Annotated in this window: 27 protein-coding genes and 2 pseudogenes; 12 read left to right on the top strand and 17 right to left on the bottom strand. The window is 41.8% G+C overall.

Annotated elements, in window-relative coordinates; translation table 11 throughout:
* Window positions 1-4: 4 nt before the first annotated feature.
* The gene (locus FG28_RS01425; protein ID WP_231562585.1) at window positions 5-862 is read left to right on the top strand and encodes a DUF6268 family outer membrane beta-barrel protein; all 858 of its coding nucleotides are present in this window, start codon (window positions 5-7) and stop codon (window positions 860-862) included.
* Window positions 863-873: 11 nt separating this feature from the next.
* The gene (locus tag FG28_RS01420; RefSeq protein ID WP_036379312.1) at window positions 874-2037 is read left to right on the top strand and encodes a sigma-54 dependent transcriptional regulator; all 1164 of its coding nucleotides are present in this window, start codon (window positions 874-876) and stop codon (window positions 2035-2037) included.
* Between the two features lies 1 nt (window position 2038).
* On the opposite strand, the gene FG28_RS01415 is transcribed toward FG28_RS01420, so the two are convergent.
* Window positions 2039-2752 (bottom strand): hypothetical protein, encoded by a 714-nt coding sequence (locus tag FG28_RS01415; RefSeq protein WP_156102173.1) that lies wholly within the window; start codon window positions 2750-2752, stop codon window positions 2039-2041.
* Window positions 2753-2933: 181 nt separating this feature from the next.
* On the opposite strand from FG28_RS01415, the gene FG28_RS01410 reads away from it, so the two are divergent.
* Together FG28_RS01410 and FG28_RS01405 are read left to right on the top strand one after the other, a co-directional pair.
* On the top strand, window positions 2934-3818 hold the full coding sequence (locus FG28_RS01410) for a PPK2 family polyphosphate kinase (protein WP_036385983.1): 885 nt from the start codon (window positions 2934-2936) through the stop codon (window positions 3816-3818).
* Complete coding sequence (locus FG28_RS01405; protein ID WP_036379308.1) at window positions 3815-5212, top strand: M20/M25/M40 family metallo-hydrolase; 1398 nt, start codon at window positions 3815-3817, stop codon at window positions 5210-5212. The genes FG28_RS01410 and FG28_RS01405 overlap by 4 nt, the downstream gene beginning before the upstream one ends.
* A gap of 49 nt (window positions 5213-5261) precedes the next feature.
* Here FG28_RS01405 and FG28_RS01400 read toward each other — a convergent pair whose 3' ends face one another.
* The 4 genes and pseudogenes from FG28_RS01400 to FG28_RS01385 all read right to left on the bottom strand — a co-directional run.
* On the bottom strand, window positions 5262-5870 hold the full coding sequence (locus tag FG28_RS01400; protein WP_051947544.1) for a PepSY domain-containing protein: 609 nt from the start codon (window positions 5868-5870) through the stop codon (window positions 5262-5264).
* Between the two features lie 76 nt (window positions 5871-5946).
* The gene (locus FG28_RS01395; protein WP_036379306.1) at window positions 5947-6426 is read right to left on the bottom strand and encodes a GNAT family N-acetyltransferase; all 480 of its coding nucleotides are present in this window, start codon (window positions 6424-6426) and stop codon (window positions 5947-5949) included.
* Window positions 6427-6649: 223 nt separating this feature from the next.
* Entirely contained in the window at window positions 6650-7357 is a 708-nt protein-coding gene (locus FG28_RS01390) for an aspartate/glutamate racemase family protein (RefSeq protein ID WP_036379304.1), read from the bottom strand.
* 155 nt (window positions 7358-7512) lie between these two features.
* Window positions 7513-7887 (bottom strand): annotated as a pseudogene (locus FG28_RS01385) (LysE family translocator); the annotation flags it as partial.
* Window positions 7888-7969: 82 nt separating this feature from the next.
* Between FG28_RS01385 and FG28_RS01375 the strand changes: the two are divergent.
* Window positions 7970-9108 (top strand): IS3 family transposase gene (locus FG28_RS01375; protein WP_231562584.1). Its coding sequence is split into 2 segments (ribosomal slippage): window positions 7970-8231 and window positions 8231-9108, totalling 1140 coding nucleotides; the frame shifts between segments, so codons are not numbered across the junction.
* Window positions 9109-9131: 23 nt separating this feature from the next.
* On the opposite strand, the pseudogene FG28_RS01370 reads toward FG28_RS01375, so the two are convergent.
* The 3 genes and pseudogenes from FG28_RS01370 to FG28_RS01360 all read right to left on the bottom strand — a co-directional run.
* Window positions 9132-9371 (bottom strand): annotated as a pseudogene (locus tag FG28_RS01370) (LysE family translocator); the annotation flags it as partial.
* 245 nt (window positions 9372-9616) lie between these two features.
* The gene (locus tag FG28_RS01365) at window positions 9617-10030 is read right to left on the bottom strand and encodes a hypothetical protein (RefSeq protein WP_156102172.1); all 414 of its coding nucleotides are present in this window, start codon (window positions 10028-10030) and stop codon (window positions 9617-9619) included.
* Window positions 10031-10168: 138 nt separating this feature from the next.
* Complete coding sequence (locus tag FG28_RS01360; protein ID WP_036379296.1) at window positions 10169-10600, bottom strand: carboxypeptidase-like regulatory domain-containing protein; 432 nt, start codon at window positions 10598-10600, stop codon at window positions 10169-10171.
* Between the two features lie 138 nt (window positions 10601-10738).
* Between FG28_RS01360 and FG28_RS01355 the strand changes: the two genes are divergently transcribed.
* A complete protein-coding gene (locus FG28_RS01355; protein ID WP_036379294.1) occupies window positions 10739-11572 on the top strand; it encodes a tyrosine-type recombinase/integrase in 834 nt (277 codons plus the stop codon).
* Window positions 11573-11678: 106 nt separating this feature from the next.
* Window positions 11679-12611, top strand: a complete 933-nt coding sequence (locus tag FG28_RS01350; protein ID WP_036379292.1) for a peptidylprolyl isomerase — start codon at window positions 11679-11681, stop codon at window positions 12609-12611.
* 535 nt (window positions 12612-13146) lie between these two features.
* Here the strand turns inward: FG28_RS01350 and FG28_RS01345 are convergent.
* Both FG28_RS01345 and FG28_RS01340 read right to left on the bottom strand, forming a co-directional pair.
* Window positions 13147-13341, bottom strand: coding sequence for a cold-shock protein (locus tag FG28_RS01345; protein WP_036379291.1), 195 nt, complete (start codon window positions 13339-13341; stop codon window positions 13147-13149).
* 86 nt (window positions 13342-13427) lie between these two features.
* Window positions 13428-14066, bottom strand: a complete 639-nt coding sequence (locus FG28_RS01340) for a peroxiredoxin (protein WP_036379288.1) — start codon at window positions 14064-14066, stop codon at window positions 13428-13430.
* A gap of 164 nt (window positions 14067-14230) precedes the next feature.
* On the opposite strand from FG28_RS01340, the gene FG28_RS01335 reads away from it, so the two are divergent.
* Entirely contained in the window at window positions 14231-14773 is a 543-nt protein-coding gene (locus tag FG28_RS01335) for a YfiT family bacillithiol transferase (RefSeq protein ID WP_036379285.1), read from the top strand.
* A 1-nt stretch (window position 14774) separates the two neighbouring features.
* Here the strand turns inward: FG28_RS01335 and FG28_RS01330 are convergent, their stop codons facing one another.
* From FG28_RS01330 to FG28_RS01305, 6 genes are all read right to left on the bottom strand, one after another.
* The gene (locus FG28_RS01330) at window positions 14775-15302 is read right to left on the bottom strand and encodes a GNAT family N-acetyltransferase (protein ID WP_036379284.1); all 528 of its coding nucleotides are present in this window, start codon (window positions 15300-15302) and stop codon (window positions 14775-14777) included.
* Window positions 15299-15622 carry a cupin domain-containing protein gene (locus FG28_RS01325; RefSeq protein ID WP_036379283.1) on the bottom strand — a complete coding sequence of 108 codons (324 nt, stop codon included), beginning with the start codon at window positions 15620-15622 and terminating at the stop codon, window positions 15299-15301. The genes FG28_RS01330 and FG28_RS01325 overlap by 4 nt, the downstream gene beginning before the upstream one ends.
* Window positions 15623-15637: 15 nt before the next feature.
* A complete protein-coding gene (locus tag FG28_RS01320) occupies window positions 15638-16198 on the bottom strand; it encodes a thioredoxin family protein (RefSeq protein ID WP_036379282.1) in 561 nt (186 codons plus the stop codon).
* Between the two features lie 60 nt (window positions 16199-16258).
* Entirely contained in the window at window positions 16259-18787 is a 2529-nt protein-coding gene (locus FG28_RS01315; protein ID WP_036379280.1) for a M14 family metallopeptidase, read from the bottom strand.
* 90 nt (window positions 18788-18877) lie between these two features.
* On the bottom strand, window positions 18878-19252 hold the full coding sequence (locus tag FG28_RS01310; RefSeq protein ID WP_036379277.1) for a PUR family DNA/RNA-binding protein: 375 nt from the start codon (window positions 19250-19252) through the stop codon (window positions 18878-18880).
* A 78-nt stretch (window positions 19253-19330) separates the two neighbouring features.
* Window positions 19331-21082 (bottom strand): ABC transporter ATP-binding protein, encoded by a 1752-nt coding sequence (locus FG28_RS01305; protein WP_036385976.1) that lies wholly within the window; start codon window positions 21080-21082, stop codon window positions 19331-19333.
* 181 nt (window positions 21083-21263) lie between these two features.
* Here FG28_RS01305 and nusB point away from each other — a divergent pair, with 181 nt between their 5' ends.
* The 4 genes from nusB to FG28_RS01285 all read left to right on the top strand — a co-directional run bounded on the left by nusB (window position 21264) and on the right by FG28_RS01285 (window position 24475).
* Window positions 21264-22211, top strand: coding sequence for a transcription antitermination factor NusB (gene nusB, locus FG28_RS01300; RefSeq protein WP_036379275.1), 948 nt, complete (start codon window positions 21264-21266; stop codon window positions 22209-22211).
* 38 nt (window positions 22212-22249) lie between these two features.
* Entirely contained in the window at window positions 22250-22729 is a 480-nt protein-coding gene (locus FG28_RS01295) for a DUF1573 domain-containing protein (protein WP_036385973.1), read from the top strand.
* 13 nt (window positions 22730-22742) lie between these two features.
* On the top strand, window positions 22743-23033 hold the full coding sequence (gene yajC / locus FG28_RS01290) for a preprotein translocase subunit YajC (protein ID WP_036379272.1): 291 nt from the start codon (window positions 22743-22745) through the stop codon (window positions 23031-23033).
* Between the two features lie 92 nt (window positions 23034-23125).
* Window positions 23126-24475 carry a Gfo/Idh/MocA family protein gene (locus tag FG28_RS01285; protein WP_036379269.1) on the top strand — a complete coding sequence of 450 codons (1350 nt, stop codon included), beginning with the start codon at window positions 23126-23128 and terminating at the stop codon, window positions 24473-24475.
* Window positions 24476-24644: 169 nt separating this feature from the next.
* On the opposite strand, the gene FG28_RS01280 is transcribed toward FG28_RS01285, so the two are convergent.
* Window positions 24645-25160, bottom strand: coding sequence for a flavodoxin domain-containing protein (locus FG28_RS01280; protein ID WP_036379267.1), 516 nt, complete (start codon window positions 25158-25160; stop codon window positions 24645-24647).
* Window positions 25161-25176 lie beyond the last annotated feature (16 nt).

Genomic DNA, 25176 nt, shown 5'->3' with positions numbered 1-25176 from the left:
ATTGTTGGTTTCCCTTGCAATACTCTACAGCCATATTGGATGGGGACAGAACACTGATATTTTCAGGATAGATTACATGAACATTCCAGAGAATGATTCGGGAATCAAAACGCAGCGCTATAAATTGCTTTTTAATCTGCCCATACAATTAAATGAGAAAAAAGAATATCTCATTACCGGTATGGAATACAATAGATTCGATATTGGGTACTCTCGTAATTTTCCTTTTGATAAAAGTGAACTGATTCGTTTTCATGTCATTGATATGAACTTGGGCCTTATCACCAAATGGAATGAAAATTGGAACTTGGTCACCATTCTCACCCCCCGTATGGCCTCTAATTTTACAAGCGGAACCATTACGGATGATTTTTTTCTGAACGCCACAGCCGCATTTTGGAAGGAAAAACCCAATGCGGACAGGCCTTATAGAATTGTGTTGGGATTGACTTATAACAGCACCACGGGATTGCCAGTTCCGTTGCCATTGATCAACTATTACCGGAAGTTCCATCCCAAGTGGTCCTACACCTTTGGGATACCCCGTTCCAGCTTTAGACATTACATTAATAAAAAACACTCGTTTGAAATGGCACTGTTCTTGGATGGATATTTTATAAATATCCAGGACAACATAGTTTTGCCGGACAATCAGATTGCATCCAAGATATCATTGACCGCTTTGGTGGCCACAGTAGGGTATCAATACAACGTTTCCAAGAACATGGCCCTTTTTCTAATGGCCGGACGCTCCATTGAGCAGGAAGGAAAGTTGCGGGATGATAATCAAGGTGATGTATTTTTGTTGAATGATGAGGCAAATTTTTATATTAGGACTGGCTTCAAAATAGGAATTTTTTAAAACAGGAAATTATGCCGAAGATTTTGGTTATTGAGGACGAATCCGCCATTAGAAGGGTTTTGGTGAAAATTTTGGTAGAAGAGAGTGATACCTATGAAGTTCAAGAAGCAGAAGATGGATTGAGTGGTATTGATGCCATCAAAAAAGATGATTTTGATTTGGTGCTTTGCGACATTAAAATGCCAAAAATGGACGGTGTTGAAGTTTTGGAAGCCGCCAAAAAAATAAAACCGGAAACACCCTTTATCATGATTTCAGGTCATGGTGATCTGGACACTGCCGTGAACACCATGCGCTTGGGTGCCTTTGATTATATCTCAAAGCCCCCGGATTTGAATCGCTTGTTGACCACAGTTCGCAATGCTTTGGACCGAAAAGAACTTGTTGTGGAAAACAAAATCCTAAAAAAGAAAGTCTCCAAAAACTACGAGATGATTGGGGACAGTGAAGAGATAGGCACTATTAAGGAGATGATTGAAAAAGTGGCTCCCACCGATGCGCGGGTTTTAATTACAGGTTCCAATGGTACGGGGAAAGAATTGGTGGCCCATTGGCTACACCAAAAAAGTAACCGTTCCTCGGCCCCTTTTATTGAGGTGAACTGTGCCGCAATCCCTTCAGAATTGATTGAGAGCGAACTCTTTGGCCATGTAAAGGGCGCTTTTACCTCCGCGGTAAAAGACAGGGCCGGAAAATTTGAAACCGCCAACAAGGGTACCATATTTTTGGATGAAATAGGGGATATGAGCCTATCCGCACAGGCCAAAGTTCTTAGGGCACTGCAAGAGAATAAGATTTCGCGGGTCGGTTCGGACAAGGACATTAAGGTTGATGTACGGGTTTTGGCCGCTACCAATAAAGATTTAAAAAAAGAGATTGCAGAAGGTAAGTTCAGGGAAGACCTCTATCATCGGTTGGCCGTAATCTTGATCAAGGTACCCGCATTGAACGATAGACGGGATGATATTCCACTCCTCATTGAACACTTTTCAGCCAAAGTTGCTTCGGAACAGGGTATAGCAAAGAAAAGCTTTTCCAAAAAAGCCATAGAATTGCTCAAAGGGTATGACTGGACCGGAAATGTGCGTGAGCTTCGCAATGTGGTGGAACGATTGATCATTCTTGGTGGTAAGGAAGTTTCCGAGGAAGATGTTAAACTCTTTGCCAGCAAGTAAATTACTTGGCATTGCATTCTCCCAATCGGTCAAGGGCTTCCTGAGCCAATGTTTTCACACGTTGGTGGTATTGTTTTTTATGTTCTGAAAGTTCGGTGTTGAGCAATACCAATCTAGCTTCTTCATAAATATTGTTGATGAATCTATGAGCCTCATCACAGTTCACTTCATTGACAACTTTGTCCAATGAAGATTCAAAACCCAAAAGACAACTGTGCACTTGTTCTTTTATGGTATGTGTAGGGGTCAAGAATATTCCATCTTGATCATTCAAGGCATCTTTGGTGTTCAAGACCAAAATATCATTGCCGTAAGTACTGGCAACTTCCTGTTCAAATATCCGCAACACCTTCATCCCGATCAAAGTGCTTTCCAAGGCCAAGTGCAATGATCTTTTGGCATCTTCAAGAGTTTCGGCCTTTGTTGCCTGTTTAAGTTCAGTAGTGGCACTTTCTAGGCTTTCAATGGTTCCTTCGCAACCACAATCCTCAAAGTTGGTCCTAGTTTTTTCAATGCCATTCAATGCCTTGTAAGCATGGTATTTGGACATTTTCAAGTCATTGGTAACAATGGCAGACTGTATCTTGCTTTTAATGTACTCTAAATTGGAACTGGCATATTCGCAGGCATTGCGAACGGTAAAAGAAGACATGAGCCATAGTAAAATCATGCCTAATACAAAGACCACAAGTAGGACAATAGTTCTTGTTTTCATAACGCTTAATGATTTGGGACAGTGCGTCATTGATTTCCACTAAGTTAGGACAAGGAGTCAGCCAAGTGCGAATAAAATCGATAAAAATACATTCTATGTCCATAAGTGGTAAAAGTATCGATGAACGGCACTTTTTTGATTGGGGTTGAAGGAGTGGTCAAAAAGAATTATATTCATTCCTATGGAAAAAATTGACACAGATTCATATAAGGTAAAAAGCGAGGTAAAAATAACTCAACTAAACACCTACGAAGATTTTGGCGCGTCAAATAAAGAGCTTAAAAAAGAGTTGAAGGAGATCCGCAAAAAATTGGGCGATTTTCAAGACACCCTGTACGCTCATGGAAAATATGGTGTTCTACTTTGTTTACAAGGTATGGATACCGCAGGAAAGGATAGCCTTATCCGAGAGGTGTTCAAGGATTTCAATGTACGGGGTGTCGTGGTACACAGCTTTAAGGTGCCCACTTCCTTAGAGTTAAAACACGATTACCTATGGCGACACTACATTGCCTTGCCAGAAAGAGGCAAGTTTTCGGTCTTTAACCGCACCCATTACGAGAATGTGCTGGTCACCAAGGTACACCCAGAATACATCTTGAATGAAAACCTGCCCGGAATAGAGTCCGTTTCTGATATTGATGCAACTTTTTGGGAAAAGCGGTACCAACAAATCAATGAATTTGAGGAGCATGTGGCCCAAAACGGAACCATCATATTCAAGTTTTTTCTGCATTTATCCAAAGAAGAACAACGCCAGCGTTTGTTACGGAGAATTCGACTAAAACGAAAAAATTGGAAATTTTCCCCAGGCGATTTGAAAGAGCGAAGGATTTGGGACACCTACCAAAAGTGTTATGAAGAGGCCCTGAACAAAACCTCAAAGGAACACGCTCCTTGGTATATCATTCCGGCCGACAATAAAAAAGCGGCCAGGGTCATTGTGGCCTCCATTCTGCACGAAGCGTTAAAAAAGTACAAAGATATTGAGGAACCCGAGCTAGACGAGGAAATAAAGGCTAATTTAGAAACCTTTAAACAGGAACTGGAAAAAGAGACCCCATGAGAATCGTGTTGCTTTTTACCCTTTTGTTGGTAAACACCCCATTTTTTGCACAATCTGCTGATGAAAAACAAATCAAGGCCATTTATGATATGGCACTGACCAAAGGTAAGGCCTATGACTGGCTCAACTATCTTTCCAATCAGATCGGTGGGCGACTTTCTGGATCGGTACAGGCCCAACATGCGGTGGAATACACAAAGGAACAACTGGATTCGTTGGGATTAGATCGGGTATGGTTGCAACCGGTCATGGTGCCCAAGTGGGTAAGAGGTACTCCAGAGTTTGCTTATATAGAGACCAAGCCCGGGCTTACCACCAATGTGCCCATCTGCGCTTTGGGTGGTTCTGTGGGCACTCCTGATGGAGGGCTGAAAGCCAATATTGTTGAGGTGCAGGGCATAGAGGATTTGGAAAAATTGGGACGAAAAAAAATAGAAGGTAAAATTGTGTTTTACAATCGTCCAATGGAACCAACATTGGTAAACACCTTTGCGGCGTATTCCAATTGTGTGGACCAACGCTATTCTGGCGCGGCAGAGGCTGCCAAGTTCGGTGCTTTAGGTGTGATCGTTAGATCTATGAACCTGCGTTTGGACGATTACCCCCATACAGGTTCCATGGGATATGGCGATACGCCTGTAAAAAATAGGATTCCCGCAGCGGCCATCAGTACCAATGCGGCCGAGTTGTTGAGCACTACCTTGAAGCTAAATCCCGATATCAAATTCTACTTTAGGCAAAATTGCAAACAATTGGAAGATGTGCAGTCCTATAATGTGATTGGTGAGATTACCGGAAGCACCTATCCCAATGAGGTGATGGTGGTAGGTGGCCATTTGGATTCATGGGACTTGGGTGATGGTTCCCATGATGATGGTGCAGGATGTGTTCAGAGCATGGATGTGCTACGTTTGTTAAAAGAAACAGGCTATAAACCCAAACGCACACTACGTGTGGTGTTGTTCATGAATGAGGAAAATGGCCTCAGAGGTGGGAATAAATATGCAGAAGTGGCACAAAACAAAGGTGAAAACCATGTATTTGCCTTGGAAAGTGATTCAGGTGGGTTTACGCCCAGAGGCTTTTCTTTTGACTGCTCCGATGAAAACTTTGAGCAAGTACAAAGCTGGAAAGGCCTGTTCGAGCCTTATTTGATTCATCTTTTTGAAAAAGGCCACAGTGGTGCGGACATTGGCCCCATGAAGAACGAAAGCATTGTTCTTGCCGGACTTGTACCGGATTCACAACGTTATTTTGACCATCACCATGCCGAGAACGACACTTTTGAGCATGTAAACAAACGGGAATTGGAATTGGGGTCTGCTACTATGGCCAGTTTGGTCTACCTTATGGACAAATACGGAACCGTTCCATCCAAGAAAATCAAAGGGTAAAGGTAACAAGAGCCGCCAACTATTTACTTTTATGGCGCATTGATGTCATTCAGGAAACGGCATTTACGGCACTTTTTTTAGATCTAACCTTAGGACTGGTCTTACTGGTTTTTCGCATTTTTTTGGGACCGTACCAAAGCCAAAATCCGGTAATGGTGAACATCAACAATGAAACTCCCATTACCGAAGTATATACCAATTTTATAGCTCCTGATGTCCCTAAATATCGATCAAGGATGGAGCCATCGTGCACATTTTCCAGAAAATCCGATTTTCTTTGCCCAATGGAAAGGACATTACCTGTAGCTCCGTCAAGTTGTATCTCGTAATACTGTTCCACAAACACAAACTTTACCGAACCCTTGTCCTTTCGCATGTCTATTCGGTCCAGTTCCAACGATAGGTCCGGGGATACCGACGTGCGCAATGTATGGCAGGCAATATTGTGCAAGCTGTCTACAGAAAGCCATTCCTGTAAGTTGGATGTGGTTCCTTCTTGCGTTTTTGGCAAAATAACCCCATTGGTGTCCTTTTTCCAGCCCAGCAATAGTCCGGTTACGGATATAAAAAAGAAAAATATAAAAAGTAATGCTCCCGTGGTTCGATGAATCTTTCTAAAAATGCGCAACACTCTCGCTTGCTTCTTTCTTTTGCCCATGTTGATCTCAGCTATCAATATAAAACAATCCTATAAAGATTGGCAAAGTTAAGGAGAAAGGGCAGAAGCAGGGCTACTAAATATATTGCTCATTACGCAATGTATATCGAACAAATTTTTCATTGTCAACATACGTTGTTCCATCCTCTTGAAATCCAAGTTTGGTTAAGCCCTGGACCCGTGTTCGGGTAGGTGGAAACAAAATGGTCACGGAAGGAAATCCCATTTGAATAAAAGCAAAGTGAATAATTTTATGGTAGATGACTTTGCCCATGCCCCAAAATTTTGGATGTAAAACCAAAGCCAAGTCTACGATATCATATTCGGGCTGTACGCCACCCCAACCTGCAAATTCCCCGTCGATACTAAAGGCCCAAGGGCCATACCCATGTTCAGCCCAAAACTTTTCTTTGGCAGCAATGAATCTATCGCATGCTGTTTCATCAAAATCTCCACTCAATAACGGCATTTGCCGTCTTACCAAAGGATGGTTCATGAGATCTATCAGCTCATGCTTTTCAATCTCGGTCAATCGCTTAAAAACTATCTGCGCCATATTTGGCACATTGGTCGTAAAAGTATGGTGATGTTATCAAGAAATGCTCTATTTTTTTGCTGTTTGCCCAATTGTTCATAGTACCGGCCGAGGGGGCCGCAGGCATTTTTCCCAACGGTCCGTGTACGATTAATTGCGGATTTACACGCACTATTTATTTGTTAAACACCTACCTTTTTTATATTTACTTAATTTCATTTTAGCGATTAAACCGCTATTATTTTTATACATTGTTGGCAACAGGCTTTTCAATGTCCAATGCGAAATTGATGATACTTTCAACGTGGATTTTAGTAGTATCGAATACGGGTAATTTAAAATCCTCTTGTCCAATTAACATAGGTATTTCAGTACAGCCTAAAATAATTCCTTGGGCTCCTCTCTCAATTAATCCATTTGCATATCCGATAAATTTTTTCTTGGATTCTTTAGTTACAAATCCTTTCCCAAGTTCATTTTTGACGATATCTTGTATTTCTTCTACATCTTTTTTTTCTGATGGAATAATGGTCTCAATGTTATATTCTTTCAGTTTATTTCGGTAAAAATCCATTTCCATTGTAAATTTTGTACCTAACAGTCCTACCTTGTTTAACTTTTCTTTTTTAATTTCTATTGCAGTAGCTTCTCCGATATGAATAATAGGAATGTCAATTTTTGATTGAATTTTGTCAGCGAATAAATGTGCTGTGTTAGCGCACAAAACTATAGCATCTACATTACTAGAGACCAGGTTTTTGCAAGCACCGAAAATTAGGTCAAAAGAATTAGTCCATCCTTTGTTTTGAATATCGGAAAAATTCAATGAATTTATTATACATTCGGCAGAGTTTAAACCGCCTAGTTTTTCATTGATTCCTTGATTGAGGTATTTATAATAATCCAACGTTGAAGTCCAACTAATTCCTCCTACAAATCCTATTTTTTTCATTCTCTATGTTTTTTTAGCTAGTTGCCAACGGTTTCGGCTATGAGTAGTTGCGTGGTTTAGCGGTTAACTTTGCAAGTACATAACAAATTGAAAATCCGAGAGGATTTTCAGAAGTAGGATAAAACATTGCTTATAGCCATTGTTGTGCAACGTCATTATTTTGCTTTTGTTAACGCCATTTTCACAGCAAGTCCAGTCAAAACTGAAGCCATAAACCACGTTTGAATTCTTAACCAAACTGGCTTTTTCGAAAACCAAGTTGCCATTTTAGCTGCGGAAATAACAATCATTAGATTTACTGTGAAACTTATAATTATTTGAACTATTCCTAATTGGAAACTCTGACTTAAAATCGAACCATTTTCTGGTTTTATGAATTGAGGAAAAAATGACAAATAAAATACTGCCATTTTAGGATTTAGAACATTTGTCATAAGTCCAATATTGAACAGTTTGAAAGGTTTGTCAGATTTTAAATTTTTATTGGCATTAAAGATTTTGTTTTCAGATTTAATTGAATTGTAAGCTAGATAAAGTAAATATCCTGTAGCCTTCCCTAAAAATAGGACAGTTTAAAATTCAGATTTTCTAACTTTAAATTTTAACTGTCACATGAAAAAAAGCAAGTTTACCGAGAGCCAGATCATCAAGGCACTGAAAGAGAACGAACAGGGCCGCAAGGTGGGTGACATATCCCGTGAGATGGGGATTGACACCAGCACTTTTTATTATTGGAGGAAGAAGTACGGGGGCATGGAAGTTGCGCATATGAAGCGCTTGAAGGAACTCGAGGAGGAGAACCGCAAACTCAAGCAGATGTACGCCGATGCCAGTCTTGACATCCGTATGCTCAAGGACGTACTGTCAAAAAAGTTCTAGGGCCTTCCGACAAGAAGCAGCGCGCCAAATATCTCCAGGAGGCCTATTCTGTATGTGTATCGCGTTCCTGTGGGGTACTGGACCTTGCCCGGTCGATGTGGTACTACCATAGCAGGAGGGACGACACCGAGGTCGTCGATGCCCTTTCCAGGCTGGCCGAAGAGCTGCCGACAAGGGGATTCGAGGTGTATTACAAGCGTTTGCGTCGCGAAGGCCGCAACTGGAACAGGAAACGGGTGTTGAGGGTCTACAGGTCCATGAACCTAAAACTCAGGAGGAAGCACAAGAAGAGGCTTCCTGCAAGGACAAAGAACCCACTGGGGGCCCCGATGGAGCTCAACGAGGTCTGGAGCATGGACTTTATGGCCGATGTGCTGTCCGATGGAAGGAAGATAAGGGTGTTCAATGTGATGGACGACTGCAACCGGGAGGCACTGGCCATGGACGTGGGGCTGAACTATCCGGCGATAAGGGTAGTGGAGACCTTATCACAACTGGAGGAGGAAATAGGCCTGCCAAAGACCATACGCTGCGACAACGGTCCGGAGTTCATATCCAAGGCCCTATCACAATGGTGCAAGGCCAAACGTGTCGAGCTGCAGTTCATCCAGCCCGGCAAGCCCATGCAGAACGGATATATGGAACGCCTGAACAGGTTTTACAGGGAGGATGTGCTCGATGCCTATTGGTTCAACGACCTCCACCAAGTAAGGGCACTGACCCAAAAATGGATGGAGGATTACAATACAAGGCATCCCCATTCATCCATCGGGGATATGCCGCCCAGGGAATACAAGAAACGTTTCGGGGAAGAATTCTTCCCCGAAACAGACAACATTAATGATAATTTTATGAATTTAGCGATGTCCTAAAAGGGGTAAGGCTACAATCCAACTCCTAAAAACTTAACAACAACAAAGGCATAAGGAATTGCAAAAAATATCGCAGTCAATCCAAATGAAACCATAAGTATGTGAAATAAAAACCCACACATTACACCAAGAAGCGAGATGATTCCAGCATTTTTTCCTTGTGATAGAGACCTTGAAATCAGATAAATCATATTGGGACCTGGTGAAAGCACCATTATTAATGCTGCTAATCCAAATAAAAGTAAGTCGTTAACTGGTATCATATTTTCTGTTTTATTTTCCTAATGTTGCACAACGGCCCTGGGTATGCCTCCGTTCCGACTGCTTGTTTTGCGCCTCTGGGGGTGCCGACCCGACGGCGGTATGAGTAAGGAGGCACCGCTTAGGCCGGCGAGCAAAACAAGCCTGGAGAGAGGGGTTTCCAGGTGTTAATTAGGGATTAATTTAGGAAAATTCTTTCAGTTGGGGATGGGGCCGGAATGGGGCATACCCGATGTTGTGCAACGTTTTAATTGAAAACAGCATCATAATCTACACCATAGTAATAGCCTCCTATTTCTTCGCATTTCTTAAGATAGTTATTCAATATTTCTTCTTGCTCATCAAGGTAACCTGAGCCACCATAAAAGGTAATATTTGGTAAGTCTTTATGAACCAAAATTATAGCTGGTTGCCCTTCTAATGCTATAAATGGGTTATCTTCTTCATACCCAATATCGGGAACCTCTTTATCAAGATTATAAATGTAGGTCACGTCGATTTTCCGCGACTGATAAGCGAATTCCTGCTCAACTCTAATTACAATGCCTTGTACTTCTGTGAAGTCCTTCTCATTGTAATCTTCATATTGCTTTTTTGATTGTTCTTGGCAACCTATTGTGCTTACAATAACCAATATAATGGGTATGAAGATTTTATTCATCGAATGTTGCACAACGGTCTCGGCTATGGTTTCGTTGTGGAATTTCACGCAGTGAACATTCCGCCCGAAATCCGGCCTTGGCTTAAAGGTAAGGATTTCCCGTTTGGGAAATCCGACCACAATGAATTATAGCCAATGTTACCTGCAGATGTTTTTCTCCGCAGTTTTATATTCCGTACTGTTATATATTTTATTCAGTTCAGTATTCAATTCCGTTTTCACTTTTATCCAACTTCGAGTCGCTTTTTTTGATTTCCGCTTACCCTTTCCGATTTTCAGTTCAATTGTGTTGTCAGTCGGTTTTATTTCACGAAATATTTGGTCAAAACAGAATGGTAATTCGATAAAAACGGTTTTGTCTTGTGGAATTGTCAAACAAAAATTCCCGTCAAAATCTGTTGTTGTTCCTATTTCAGTTCCTTTAATCATTACGATTTGTCCAGGAAATGGTTGTCCGTTTTCTTCTACTAAATTTCCAGTCAGTTTGCGAAATTCAAATTCCGATTCCGCACTTTGTGAAAAAGTCAGATTAAAAGTCAGAATTAGTAATATGAGTGTCGTTTTTTGCATTTGCAGGTAACGGTTGTTTATCTAAAATAGTGGTTTTTAGTATTTATAATAATAAAATAACAAAGTTATTGCCCACTTTTTATTGTAAATTAACATACCCCAAATTTATCCAGTTATTTTCTACTTAATTATTTTGTTATGGAACCGCTGAACCAATTCAAGGCCATAATGGAACTTAAAAGATATAGTTCCAATACCATAGCCAAGTATATAGGCCTACTAAGGGCATTTTTCAAATCCAGCCATTTAAGCGGCCAAAGATTGGAAAGTGCATCCAACAAAGAAATGATTACCACAATGATCTCCCATATAAACAATCGCAACTATGGGTATACCTCACAAAAACAATTTATTTCCGCCTTACGATTGTTCTACAAGGAAGTCTTTAGAAAAGAGATGGATTTTCAATCCATTTACCCCACCCAAAAACCACATGCCCTACCCAATATACTGTCAAAACCCGAAGTTAGGGCATTACTGCAAAGCATATCCAACCTAAAACACCGAGCCATGCTCACCACCATTTATGGACTGGGACTGCGGTCTGGCGAACTCATAAGGCTAAAAATAGCGGATATGGACAGTGAAAGAATGCTCGTCTCCATAAAGGCGTCCAAAGGAAAGAAAGATCGTGTGGTTATGTTGTCTCCAAAATTGGTACAATTGCTCAGGGACTATTTTAGAAAATACCATCCTAAGGAATATTTGTTCGAAGGGCGAGACGGTAAACCCTATTCCAGTGCAAGTTTAAACAAGGTATTTGTTACCGCAAAATGCAAGGCCGGCATTAAAAAACAGGCAACCCTTCATACCTTAAGACATAGTTTTGCTACGCATCTGTTGGAGAACGGAACGGATATTCGGGTTATTCAAAAGCTATTGGGGCATAACAATATAAGTACCACCCTGCTCTACACCAAGGTCTCTTCCAATGTGATCGGAAAGGTAAGGAGTCCTCTTGATGATTTATAGGGATGAGCTTCCCTCTTCAGTTTTTACCCTTGCCCATAAACCCCTATCTTTGCAGCCTTAAAAATGGGATGTTGAATAATTGATCCATCCAATTAATCCAAAAAAGATGCAAGACGGAATCTACGCTAAATTCAATACCACCAAAGGTGAGATATTGGTAAAACTTACCCACGATAAAACACCGGGAACGGTCGGGAACTTTGTGGCCCTGGCCGAAGGCAATATGGAAAACTCCGTAAAACCACAGGGCAAGCCCTATTATGATGGGCTTAAATTTCATAGGGTCATTGCCGATTTTATGATTCAGGGAGGATGCCCCCAAGGAACCGGAACCGGAGACCCCGGCTATAAGTTTGATGATGAATTTCATCCAGACCTTACCCACGCGGGTCCTGGAGTACTTTCCATGGCCAATGCAGGACCTGGCACCAATGGAAGTCAATTTTTTATAACCCATGTGGCCACGCCTTGGTTGGACAATAAGCATACGGTTTTTGGGCACGTGGAACACGGGCAGGAAGTGGTGGATGCCATTGCCCAGGGTGATGCCATTGAAAGTTTGGAAATTGTACGCGTTGGCGATGAAGCAGAAAATTGGAATGCCATTGAAGCTTTCCGAACCTTTGAGGGTGCCCGTGAAAGACGAATCGCTGAGGCCCAGGCCCAGGCAGAGGCTGAAATGGAGGAACTTGCTGCGGGTTTTGAAAAGACCACTAGTGGGCTTCGCTACAAAATCATTCAAAAAGGAAGCGGTGCCAAGGCCGAAAAAGGAAAAACGGTTTCGGTGCATTACGAGGGAAGCTTGTCCAACGGACAGGTTTTCGACTCTTCCTATAAAAGAAACCAGCCCATTGACTTTACCATTGGTGTGGGGCAAGTGATTCCTGGATGGGATGAAGGGATTGGAATGCTACAAGTAGGGGACAAGGCCCGATTGGTGATTCCATCGCACTTGGCCTATGGCAGTGCTGGAGCCGGAGGGGTTATTCCACCAAATGCCACCTTAATTTTTGATGTGGAACTGATGGATGTGAAATAGCATCGTTTAAAGTTAAAAAGAAAAGAGGCGGTCCAAAATGTTGCTGTTCGTCAACCTGAAGTAAATTCAGAATGACATAGCTTCATGTTTTTTAGACAGCCTCTTTTTATTTAGTGCGATTCACACTTACCAAAAGCAAACAAAGATTTACAGCAAGTAAAAAGAATAAAACACTCAAAAAGGTATTCATGGGTATAGGTCTTTGTGTTGATAACAATTCAACGAAGAAAAACCCTACCTATTGCCCCAAAGGTAAAATGATGGGTTTCAGTTTTTCTCAAAAAAACTGCCCAAAAAGCTCTTTTTGGAACCGTTAACGCTTAAAACGAGCAATAGTACATTAATGATCAAAAGCAAAAGAAGAACTCCAAAGAAAGTGTTCATACTGTGGTTTGTTTAATGGTTATGGGGAACAGTTGTCTATGGGATAGATATTAAAAATGGGTAGTGGTTGCGTTGCGGCGAAAAAAAAATTACAAATAAAAAAACCCGGGCAATTGCCCGGGCCTGATCTATAAAAAAGTATACTGTTACCTTAATCTATAACTTGTACGTTTACGGCGTTCAATCCTTTTTTACCTTGCTGTAGTTCAAATTCTACGGCATCACCTTCCCTAATTTCATCGATTAAACCTGAAACGTGTACAAAGTGATCTGTTTGTGAACCTTCTTCTGTGATAAAGCCGTAGCCTTTAGAATCGTTGAAGAATTTTACTGTTCCTTTACTCATAATAAATATTAAAAAATTAAATAAAGGGCAAAGGTACATTTAATTTATTGGGAATTAGGGTTTTTACACTTTTTTCTCAAAAATAATTAAGCCGTTGGGTCTGGGGTCAAACGCAAATACGGTTTTACCTCTTCAACACCCTTGGTAAAGATTTTCTTGGCCTCTTCCGTAGGAATGGCTGGACTTACCACAACTTTTTCCCCATTTTTCCAATTGGCAGGTGTGGCCACTTTGTGGTTGGCCGTTAATTGTAGGGAGTCCACAACACGCAAAAGTTCATAAAAATTACGCCCCGTGGAAGCAGGATAGGTCAAAATCAGCTTAACCTTTTTGTCTGGACCAATGATAAACACCGAACGAACAGTAAGGGTATCATCCGCATTGGGGTGGATCATATCATACAAATCGGAAACCTTTCTGTCTTCATCCGCAATAATGGGGAAGTTAACGTTGGTCCCTTGCGTCTCGTTGATGTCTTTGATCCATTCCTTGTGCGATTCGGCACCGTCAACACTCAATGCCATCATTTTAACATTGCGCTTGGCAAACTCGTCCTTGAATTTGGCTGCAGTGCCCAATTCGGTGGTACAAACGGGTGTAAAGTCGGCAGGGTGTGAGAAAAGAATGCCCCATCCATCACCCAAATAGTCATAAAAATTCAGTGTTCCTTCTGAGGTGACCGCTGTAAAATCTGGAGCGGTATCGCCTAATCTAAGTGTAGCCATATATATTGTTTTTTTGGATTATAGAATGAATATCCTACAAAGTTAGTAGATAAATTAATCCCGCGATTTTATCACAGTTAAAAGTGTATTAAAATTACCTTCGCTTTCATGAATTTTGATGGAGGACAAACACAATTCAGCCTGAAGTTCATTACCTTTAAAAAATGGAAAAGGAAACTCTAGATCAACTTAAATACCCCATTGGCCATTACCAAATACCGGAGACCATTACAGAGAAACAGTTGGAGGAATGGATCTCTGTTTTGGAAGAATTACCCCATCGGTTGGAGACCATGGTAAGTCCACTTTCAGCAAAACAATTGGAAACCCCATACCGACCTGGCGGGTGGACGGTACGGCAATTGGTGCATCATATTTCAGATAGCCATCACCACAGCTATATCCGTTTTAAATGGGGTTTAACGGAGGATAATCCTCTAATAAAGCCATATGACGAAAAGGCATGGTCCGAACTTTTTGACGCCAAAACAGCACCCATTCAAATATCCCTAGATCATCTAAAAGTGGTGCATACCAAGTTGGTGTATCTGTTACGTGGATTAACAAAGGCACAATTACAGCGTAGGTTCACCCATCCCGAAGGAAATATTGAAACCACATTGGAGGAAAATATAGGGCGCTATGCTTGGCACGGAAGCCATCACTATGCCCATATCAAAAATCTTATACGGCGCGAAGGTTGGTGACCTAAAGCTGTTTGGTCAAAATCCACATGGCCTTTTCTGATGATTTTGCACCGGGCAGGACAAGTTCGCTCTCCCGTTTGATCACAAATCCATTTTTTTGGTAAAACTGAATGGGATTTCCTTTTTGCATGGTATCCAACCAAAGCACTTTCTTTTTTAGGCTTCTGGCATAATTTTCAATCCATTCGAGTACCTTTTTGCCCAGACCTTGCCCAGCGTAGGCTTTTAAAAGATAAATTTTCTCAGCCTTTAGGGATTCCTCCGGAGAAAGTTCGTCCACGCCACAATCCTTCACCAGTTTAACAATGCCCACAATGGCATTTCCCATTTTTACCAAATAATTTAGGCTATTGGGTTCCGATAGCTCCCGTTCCACGACGGATGCAGAGAGCCCATTGGAAATATAGGGCGTAGGGTCCTCATTTTCCCAAAGATGCAGGTAGTGCTCCCGATACGATTTTTGTCCTATGGAAACATAAGTGTCCAAAGTTGAGCGTTGCACTTCTTCCAGAATGATCTCTTGGCTCATGGATTGTTTTCACCTCCTTCCGGCCCGTAGAAAAATACCCAAGTGGCAAAATCCTCGGTAAAGTTTTCAAACCGATGCTCCACTCCTGCAGGAACAAACAGAAAATCCCCTTGGGAAAAAGTGGTGCGCTTGCCACCGTTCAAAAATTCGCCACTTCCCGAGACCACCACATAAATCTCATCTCTTGTATGGGGTTGCTGAAGGTCAACTTTTTCGGGTCGATAGATTTCAACCGCCAAAGAGCCATGTTCAAAAAGGGTCAAAAATGGGGAATCCACTTCCGAGAGTTTCCCCAGTGCTTCTTTTGGACATATTTTCATAGCCCCAGTATTAAATTAGTTCTCCTTCCATTTGATGTTGCAACCAATACTCGGTTTTTGATCGGGATCGATGGCCTTTCCTTCCAAAAGGGCATCCATGGCCTTTCTAAGGTCCAAACCCGTAAGAGGTAGCCCATTTCCAGGTCTAGAATCGTCCAATTGACCGCGGTACACCAATTTTGAGTCCCCATCAAAAAGGTAAAAATCAGGGGTGCAGGCGGCATCGTACGCCTTGGCCACTTCTTGGGTCTCATCGTACAAATAAGGGAAGGTATAGTCCATTTCTTGGGCTTTTTCCTTCATCAAGTGCGGGGCATCCTGCGGGTAATTTTCCACATCGTTGCTGGAAATGGCCACAAAGTTGATACCCTTGGCCTGATATTCCTTGCCCAATTTGGAAATCTCTGGATTTACATGGATCACAAAAGGGCAGTGGTTGCAAATAAATAGGACCACCGTTCCTTTTTCACCCTTTAATTTTTGAAAGGAAAGGGTTTCATCCGTAACGGTGTCCATTAGTTCAAAATCTGGGGCCTTGGTGCCCAGAGGTAGCATGTTGCTTGGGGTTCTGGCCATAGTTCTTATTTTTTGATTAAAACATTCTTAACAAAATTAGTGGATGCAAGTCAGAATCCCTTACATCATCTGTCCAAAGAAAATGGCGTTCATCAACAGTTTATTGGTACCGTACCAAAACGCCCTAAAATTGGTGTTATCGGTAAAGAGAATAGCTCTTCCCTTTCCCAACCGTTGCACCTTAAAGGGCACACTGTTTTTGATGAGCTCTGCATTTTCTTCAGAAATATACCCGCTCAGTAACGGATTGTTGGTATACTGAATGGGATTGTCATAGCTGTTTTTTTCCGGTTCCAAATAAATGTTGGTGTTTCGGAAAAGGGCCAGCTTATCATTTTTATAACCATAATTAATGGGGTGTGAGCGGTCCAGATTGGCCTCAAAAATGGCACCACCGGTTACTTGGGCCCCTTCAAAATCTTCTTTTTGGTCAAAGGCAATGTTTTTGGCAACCAACGTATCTTTTCGCATTTTCAAATCCATGAGTTCATTGCTTAAAAACCAATTGGCCGTTGTCCTATATCCAATAACGGAACCGCCATTCTTTACCCATTCCTTGATTTTTTCAGCCCCTTTTTTGTCGAGCATGGTGCCACCGCCCCAACCTGTTCCGGGCAAAATCAAATCGGTATACGAATCCAGATCCACACTATTGAAATACTTAGTGTCGATTTTGGTGATTTTTATGTCATAGCGCGTGTCAAATAGGTGCCAGATTTCCCCCGCATCGTAGGAGCGGGTGCCATCACCCACTAAAATGGCCACCTTCTGTTTTTTGAGCGGTTCAAAATCACCACTTCCTAGATCAATACCCTCGGTGAGGCCAGTGGAAACCCCATGGACGGTCACCCCACTTTCTTGGGCAATGCCATTTAAAAAATTGTAGAGTTCAGAGGCGTCCAATTTTTGATTTTGTACAGGAACCATAATGGAGCCATAATCATAACGAATACTTTCCAAAGTAAATGGGGTTCGTGCAGTTTTGGCGCGAAGACCTTTTTCCAAAATGGCATTCAATACTTTCGGCGTGTAGTATTCATGCCATTCAAACACATAGGCATAATTACTTTTTTTATCCACTCCACCAGTTGGACGTTGAAAATCTATCACCTCGGATCCGGCATTGGACAAGGAGGGGAGTTCAGCGTAATCCACATTAAAGGCCAACGGAAAGGTCCAGGCAGAAATATCATAAAAAAGGCTGTCGGCAAAAGTGGTCCGCTTCTCGAACATGGCATTGATCAGCCTAGGATTTTTTTGGTCCATGGGTACCACATAGCTGTATCCTTTTTTATAACTTTTACCACCAATGGTGGCGTCGGAAGCCAATTCATGAAACTTTATTTTATGCCTTTTCAGGATTTCGGCCAAATGCCAAGTCTTGGAAGCATCCTTGCTATCACCAAAAATTAGGGCTTTGGTCTTGCTCCGAGAACCTTCATTCCGTAAATCGGCGTAATAGTTTTTTTGATGATCCAACAGCTTTGTTCGCATATTCTTGGCTGCCTCTATGGTGGATAATGCTGTGGTCAACTGATTTCGGATGGTAAAAGGAAAGGTCAGTAATCCATTTTCACTTTCTTGGATGTGCCCTCGTGAGCTGGCCTGTTCAAACAAAATCCCAATGCTGCCGTTCACATCTGGAAAAGTGGACCCCTTTCCATAATAGTAGTCATCATAATTTTCTTCTGAAAAGTACAGCGACCCAATTTTGTCCAAGGCCTTTACGTGATAGGTGCCAATTTCCTTGGTAAGCTCTTGATTGCTTTTGGGGGTGAGCGGATGTACCCGTTTAGGTTCTCCGGGCTGAAAGAAAAAAGTGGAATTGGTACCCATTTCATGATGATCCGTTACAATGTTGGGCAACCACTTATGGAAGGATTCAACGCGGGCCCTACTTGCGGGCAATTGGGCAGGCAACCAGTCGCGATTAAGGTCAAACCAATAATGATTGGTGCGCCCTCCCGGCCAAACTTCATGGTATTCGCGCTCGTTGTTGTCAGGATTTAGGTTTTGACTTTTGTTGACATTGGCCCAGTAGGCAAAACGCTGCAAACCATCTGGATTGAAACTGGGATCCATAAGAATGACCATATTGTCCAACATAGCTTCAATTTCCGGACCTTGGGCAGCAGCCAGATAATAGGCATAGGCCAATCCGGCATTGGCACCACTGGGCTCATTCCCATGAATGGAAAAGCCTTGGTACACAATAACGGGCATTTCCGAAGTGCTCAGATTTGAATTTCCTTCGGAAAGTGCAATGTGCTGTTGCCGTATGGTCTCTAAATTTTGATGGCTTTCGGGCGTGGTTACCGTAAGTAGGAGTATGGGTCTACCCTCAAAAGTAGTTCCTCTATTTTCAATGGTGATCCTGTCACTGGACTCGGCCAGTTGGTACATGTAGGATACAAGCTTATCATGGGTAACATGCCATTCCCCAACCTCATGTCCGATCACATCTGCTGGTTTTGGAATATTGGGATCGTAGGAGATGTCATCCGGCAAATAATAATCCAAGGTCACTTGTTGTGCCGAGAGACCTAGGCCGATGAATAGGGCAAAGAATAGAAGGTTGTATTTTTTCATGGGTTGAATTGAGTTAGTTCGTAGGGGTAAAAATAAAAAACGACCCGCTGAATGCAGGTCGTTTTTCACTATTTTTTAAGGGAATCTTACTTAAATGTCATCAAAGTCAACATCGGTAAAACTGCCAGATGCGGTTCCGTTTTCACTGAAGCTTTCATTTTCTTCTTTTTTGAAATCCTTCTGGTGTCTTTCAGAGATTACTTCAACCCCTTTTTCATCAATGATGTAGTCCATCATTTCCTCCATAATCTCCCTAAAAGCTGCAAAATCTTCCTTGTAGAGGTAGATTTTATGCTTTTTGTAGTGAAAGGAGCCATCGTCGTGGGTAAACTTCTTGCTTTCTGTGATAGTAAGGTAGTAATCACCGGCCTTGGTGCTTCTTACGTCAAAAAAGTAAGTTCTTCTTCCTGCTCGTAAGACTTTCGAATAAATCTCTTCCTGATCCATTATATCTTTCTCGCCCATTTGGTCTAGTGTGTTTTAAACTTTGGTTGTATGTTCTCCCAAAAATGGAAAAAAAAAGCTAATCAAGCAACTTTTTTATCATTCTTTACCTGAGAGCTGGTTGAGATAGAGTTCTTTATAGTACCCATCAATGTTGTTCAACTGCTCATGGGTGCCCTCTTGGAGTATGGTTCCATTTTCCAATACAATGATCTTATCCGCGTTTTTGGCAGAAGAGACTCGATGGCTAACGATCAAGGTGGTTCTGTTTTGCGATTCGCGTTTTAAATTGTTTAGGATTTCTTCTTCGGTTTCGGTATCCACAGCGGACAAACAATCATCAAAAAGATATATTTTTGGGTCTTTGAGCAGGGCACGCGCAATGGATACCCGTTGCTTTTGACCGCCACTCAGCGTAATGCCACGTTCACCCAATATGGTATTGTACTTTTTGGCAAAACCTTGAATGTTCTTGTGGACCACCGCCTTTTTAGCTACGTCAACAATCTCGTCAAAGGAGGCGTTTTCATTACCAAATCTAATATTGTTCTCAATCGTATCAGAAAATAAGAAAGCATCTTGGGGTACGGCACCAATGGAACTCCGTAAACTGTTCAGGTTCAATTTTTTAAGGGGAACGCCATCAATCAATATTTCTCCGGAACTTACGTCGTAAAGTCGTGCCACCAAATCCAGGATGGTGGATTTTCCCGACCCTGTTTTCCCCAAAAAGGCCACTGTTTCCCCGGCCTTAATGGTAAAGGATACATCCCGTAGCGCTGTAATATTGGTGTCCTCATAGGTAAAGGTCACATTTTTAAATTCAATCTCTCCTTTTATGGGGGTCTCCTGCGCTACTTCATTTTTAATGGAAGGTTCTTCCTTTAAAAACTCATTGATTCGCTTTTGGGAAGCCTCGGCCCTTTGAATGATGGATGTGAGCCATCCAACAATGGCAACGGGCCACGTAAGCATATTTACATAAAGGATAAACTCCGCAATGATTCCGATGGATTCAATTTGACCGTTGATGTACTGTCTTCCCCCAATATAAATCACAAAAATGTTACTGATGCCAATTAGCAAAATCATCAATGGAAAAAACCAGGCATTTACCTTCGCCAGTGCCATACTGGTATCCTTTCCATCTTGCGCCAAACCCTGTAATTCTGAATTGATCTTGGGTTCAAGACTATAAGCTTTGATCACGGCCACGCCCGAAAATGATTCTTGGGTAAAGGTGGAGAGGGTGGACAAAAACTCCTGCACCTTGGTACTTCTTTTATGGATGACCTTACTGATCTGGTAGATCAAAACCGATAAAATGGGCAAGGGCAACAAGGTATACGCGGCTAGGGTGGGGGCTTTTATGAACATCAGCGGAATTAAACAGGCAAAAAGCGTGAGCGTCTGAATACCATACATAATGGCGGGACCAGCGTACAACCGTACTTGGTTGATATCCTCACTGATCCGGTTCATGAGGTCCCCGATCCTGTTTTTTTTGTAAAAATTTAGGCTGAGCAATTGGTAATGATCAAAGACCTCGTTTTTTAGGTCATATTCAATGTATCTGGACACATTAATGATGGTCTGTCGCATTAAAAAGGTAAAAAGACCCGACAATAGCGCAGCACCAATGATGATGAGAATATATTGGAACAGCATTCCTTTGGCTTCGGGCAGGGTAATGGTGTTTGACATAAAATCCTCCACGGCCTGTATGGATTTGTTCACATACGAAGGCATTATCAAGGAAAAAATACGGGCAACGATGGTGATCAAGACCCCCATCAACAGCTTAAACCAGTATTTTTTAAAGTATTTATTTAGGTGTTTTAGTTCCTTCATAAAAGGGAAAGGTGGTTTTTTGAGCGTCATTTTTTAATGACAATCCAGCAAATATATGCCATAGAATACAAAGTAAATGTTATAAAACTGATAAGAAAACAACTTTGGTAGGTAAGATTGAAATATAAGATTACTTTTGCGGAGTGAAAGCCAATCAATGACTTTAAAAGTTCTTTAAAAAATGCTTACCCGCAGGCATATCAGAGTAAAAGTGATGCAATGTATTTATGCATTGATCCAATCCAAGGACGATTCCCTGGAGAAACAGGAAAAGTTCCTAAAAGTGAGTATAGAGAACATGTATGTGCTTTATTTGCTCGTTTTAAGCCTTTTGGCCGAACTGCACCAAATGGCCAATAGGCATGTGAACCGTACTTCAAAAAAATACCTCGCCACTGAGGAAGACAACTATCCCGATCCTGAAAAGTTTGTAAAGAACAGATTGTTGTTGCAAATAGCCAACAATGAATCCCTAAAGGCTGCCTTGTCCAAACGAAAATTGAACAATTGGTACTTGAACGAGGAGTATGTGAAGATTATTTATAAAGAGGTGATTGGTAGCGATATTTACAAAACGTACATGACCAATGGTAAGGACAATTACGAAGATGATCGTGATGTAGTATTGCAACTTTTCAAGGAAATTGTAGCTCCAAACGACAAAATTTACGAGTATTTTGAGGATGATAAACTCACTTGGGTAGATGATATTCCCATTGTAAACACCTATTTGATGAAACGTTTGCGAAAGGCCAATGAAAACTCCAATGAGAAGTTTTTTCTCCCGACCCTGCTCAAGGACCAACAGGACATGGATTATGCCAATGACCTGCTGACGAAAACCTTGCTCAACGATGCCAAATGGGAAGAGGAAATAGAGGGAAAGACGCCCAATTGGGACAATGACCGTATTGCCGAGATTGATTCCATCATCCTTAAAATGGCCATTTGTGAGCTCCTCAACTTTCCATCCATCCCCGAAAAAGTGACCCTGAATGAGTATTTGGAGATAGCAAAGGAATACTCCACGCCCAAGAGCAGTATCTTTATCAACGGGGTTTTGGACAAGTTGGCCAAGGAATATAAATCTACCGGAAGACTGCAAAAAATAGGTAGAGGGTTACAATAAACAATATTTGCTTAATTTTGGGAAAACAAATTTTTATCATGAAAAGAATAACAACAATTTTAACTTTATTCCTAGCAGTGGGATTAGTGAGTGTTTCCTGCAAGGACAAAGCCTCAAAAAAAATAGTTGCTGACAATGTTGAAAGTGCTACCAGTAGAGATGAAGCACAAAAGCAACTTCCTGTGATGACCTTTGAAAAGGCAGAGCATGATTTTGGAACTATTGCTCAAGGAACCCCCCAAGAGACTTCCTTTAAATTTACCAACACCGGAGATGCTCCGCTGATTATTACTGATGCAAAAAGTAGCTGTGGATGTACCGTTCCTCAATATCCAAAAAACACACCTATTGCTCCAGGGGAGTCTGGTGAGTTGTTGGTGAAGTTCAACGGTTCTGGACAAAACCAGGTGACCAAGACCATCACCGTTACGGCCAATACCGAAAAAGGAACAGAAATGTTAAGGATCAAAGCTTTTGTCAACCCTGCGGGTGCGGCTCCAGCTGGTCCTGTTAAATAGATTTACAGCCTGAATGGAAAACATAGGACAGTTTTTACCGCTGATATTGATTTTTGCCGTGGCGTATTTTTTTATGATTCGTCCTCAAATGAAACGTCAGAAGGATGAGAAAAAATTTACTTCGGAGTTAAAAAAAGGGGATAAGATTATCACCAAAAGCGGACTTCACGGCAAGATTGTGGAATTGAACGACAAGGACTTCTCCTGTGTCATTGAAACCATGGCTGGTCGATTGAAATTTGACCGCTCTGCCATTTCCATGGAAATGAGCAAAAAGTTGAACACACCTTCCGAGAAAAAGTAAAGTAGATAGATATATCAATTTGTACGAACGTCCCTCGCAGATTCAATTGTGAGGGACGTTTTTTTGTATCTTACTCAAAATTTAAAAAAGATATGGATACCAGAAGACAGTTTGTAAAAAAAGGATCCTTGTTTATGGCCGGGATGGGGGCCACCGTGGTTTTTCCGATGGAATTATTGGGCGCTATTCGAAAGAATGTCAGCCCCAATGACAAAATCCAAGTGGGTCTTATTGGTTGTAAAGGAATGGGTTTTTCAGATTTGTCTTCCATGCTCAAGAATAGCGAAGTGGAAGTTGTGGCGCTTTGTGATGTGGATGAAAATGTGCTTCAGCAACGCACCGCCGATTTAGAAAAAGCGGGTATCAAGAAACCCAAATGGTATTCAGATTATAGAAAACTCTTGGAAGATAAGGATATAGATATTGCAATCATTGGCACACCAGACCATTGGCATTGTTTATTGCTGACAGATACCATTGATGCCGGAAAGGATGTCTATTGCGAAAAACCCATTGCCAACTCCATTGCAGAATGCGATATCATGCTGAGCAAAGTAGATGCTAGTGACCGCATGGTGCAAATTGGACAATGGCAGCGTAGTCAGCCCCATTTTGTGGATGCCATTAACTATGTGCATTCCGGAAAGTTGGGACAGATACGTTTGGCCAAGGCTTGGGCCTACCAAGGGTGGATGAAATCCATTCCCCCAGTTCCCGATAGTCCAGTACCAGCTGGTGTGGATTACAAAATGTGGTTGGGTCCTGCGCCAGATAGGCCCTTCAACAAAAACCGGTTCCATTTTGATTTTAGATGGTTTTGGGACTACGCTGGCGGATTGATGATCGATTGGGGTGTACACCTTATTGATTATGCCCTTTATGGAATGAAAGCCTCCACACCAAAGTCGGTTATGGCCATGGGTGGAAAGTTCGCCTATCCCGATGATGCCGCGGAAACCCCGGATACCCTACAAACGGTATATGAATTTGATGGTTTTTCCCTTTTATGGGAACACGCCACTGGAATTGACGGCGGCAACTATGGCCGAAACCATGGAATTGCCTTTATCGGAAACAATGGAACCTTGGTGTTGGATCGCGGCGGATGGGAAGTGATTCCGGAAAATGACCGCCCAAATTGGAGCCAAGACAATGGCCCTAAAATAGAGCCGGTTCCCTTACAACAAGTTGATGCCAATGGATTGGATTTGCACACTACAAACTTTTTGGATGCCGTTAAATCACGGGATAAAACTATGCTCAATGCGCCGATTAAAGTGGGGTATGATGCCGCCGTGGTAAGCCACATGGGCAATATTGCCTATAAAACGGGCGAGCGTTTGTTCTGGAATACCGACCAAAACCAATTTACAAATACGGAAGCCAATGCGCAATTAGCAAAGGCATACCATAATGGTTGGGAGTTGCCGAAGGTGGGATAGGATGTACAACCTATAAGAATCTTAGAATCTGCTTTAGGAATACTTTTTTTAAGATTGTCGCAGTTATTCTTTCTGGATGGATTTTCGCAGATTGCTAATATTAGCCATCATTGTAGAGTTCAAGTAAGGGCATTTCAATTTTTATTTAGGAGTTCAATTTCTATAATAGCTATTCTGTTGTTTCGTTTTTTTGAAATTGTTTAGCCAGTTTTACAATTGGTTCAATACTTGACTTGTTCATGTAGTCAAAGCCCAATCGTTCATCTTTGCTGGCTTCGGGATTTGAATTAATAAGAGACCCTATCCAGAGCATTAATCGTACTCCCCAGCTAACTTTGGAGTGATCCAATCTTCCGTGAAGGGCTATGTGCTCCATTTGCGATAATAATTCAGGTGGGAATGAATTGGAGACCCAACCTTCGAGTTTGTCGCTAGGCCCAGCTCCAGAAACAGAGAACAATACCTTTGACCTGTGTTTAAGAGTGGCTAGGTTCTTTTTTGCCCATTTTCTCATGGTCAACTTAAAATAGATTATTGAGCTGCCCAATATCAGAAAATCGTATTTGGACGGGTTGGCTTGGGAGTCTTTGATATCGAATACGGGTAGCCCTGTGGCTTCACTTATCCAGTTGGCGTACTGCTCTGTACTGCCATATTTGCCAGAGAAAAAAATTGCTCCTTTCATGATTTATTCCTTTTAC

Source organism: Muricauda sp. MAR_2010_75 (genome assembly GCF_000745185.1).
In the GTDB taxonomy this organism is placed as follows: Bacteria; Bacteroidota; Bacteroidia; order Flavobacteriales; family Flavobacteriaceae; genus Flagellimonas.
This window is presented reverse-complemented; position numbering and strand designations above follow the sequence as displayed.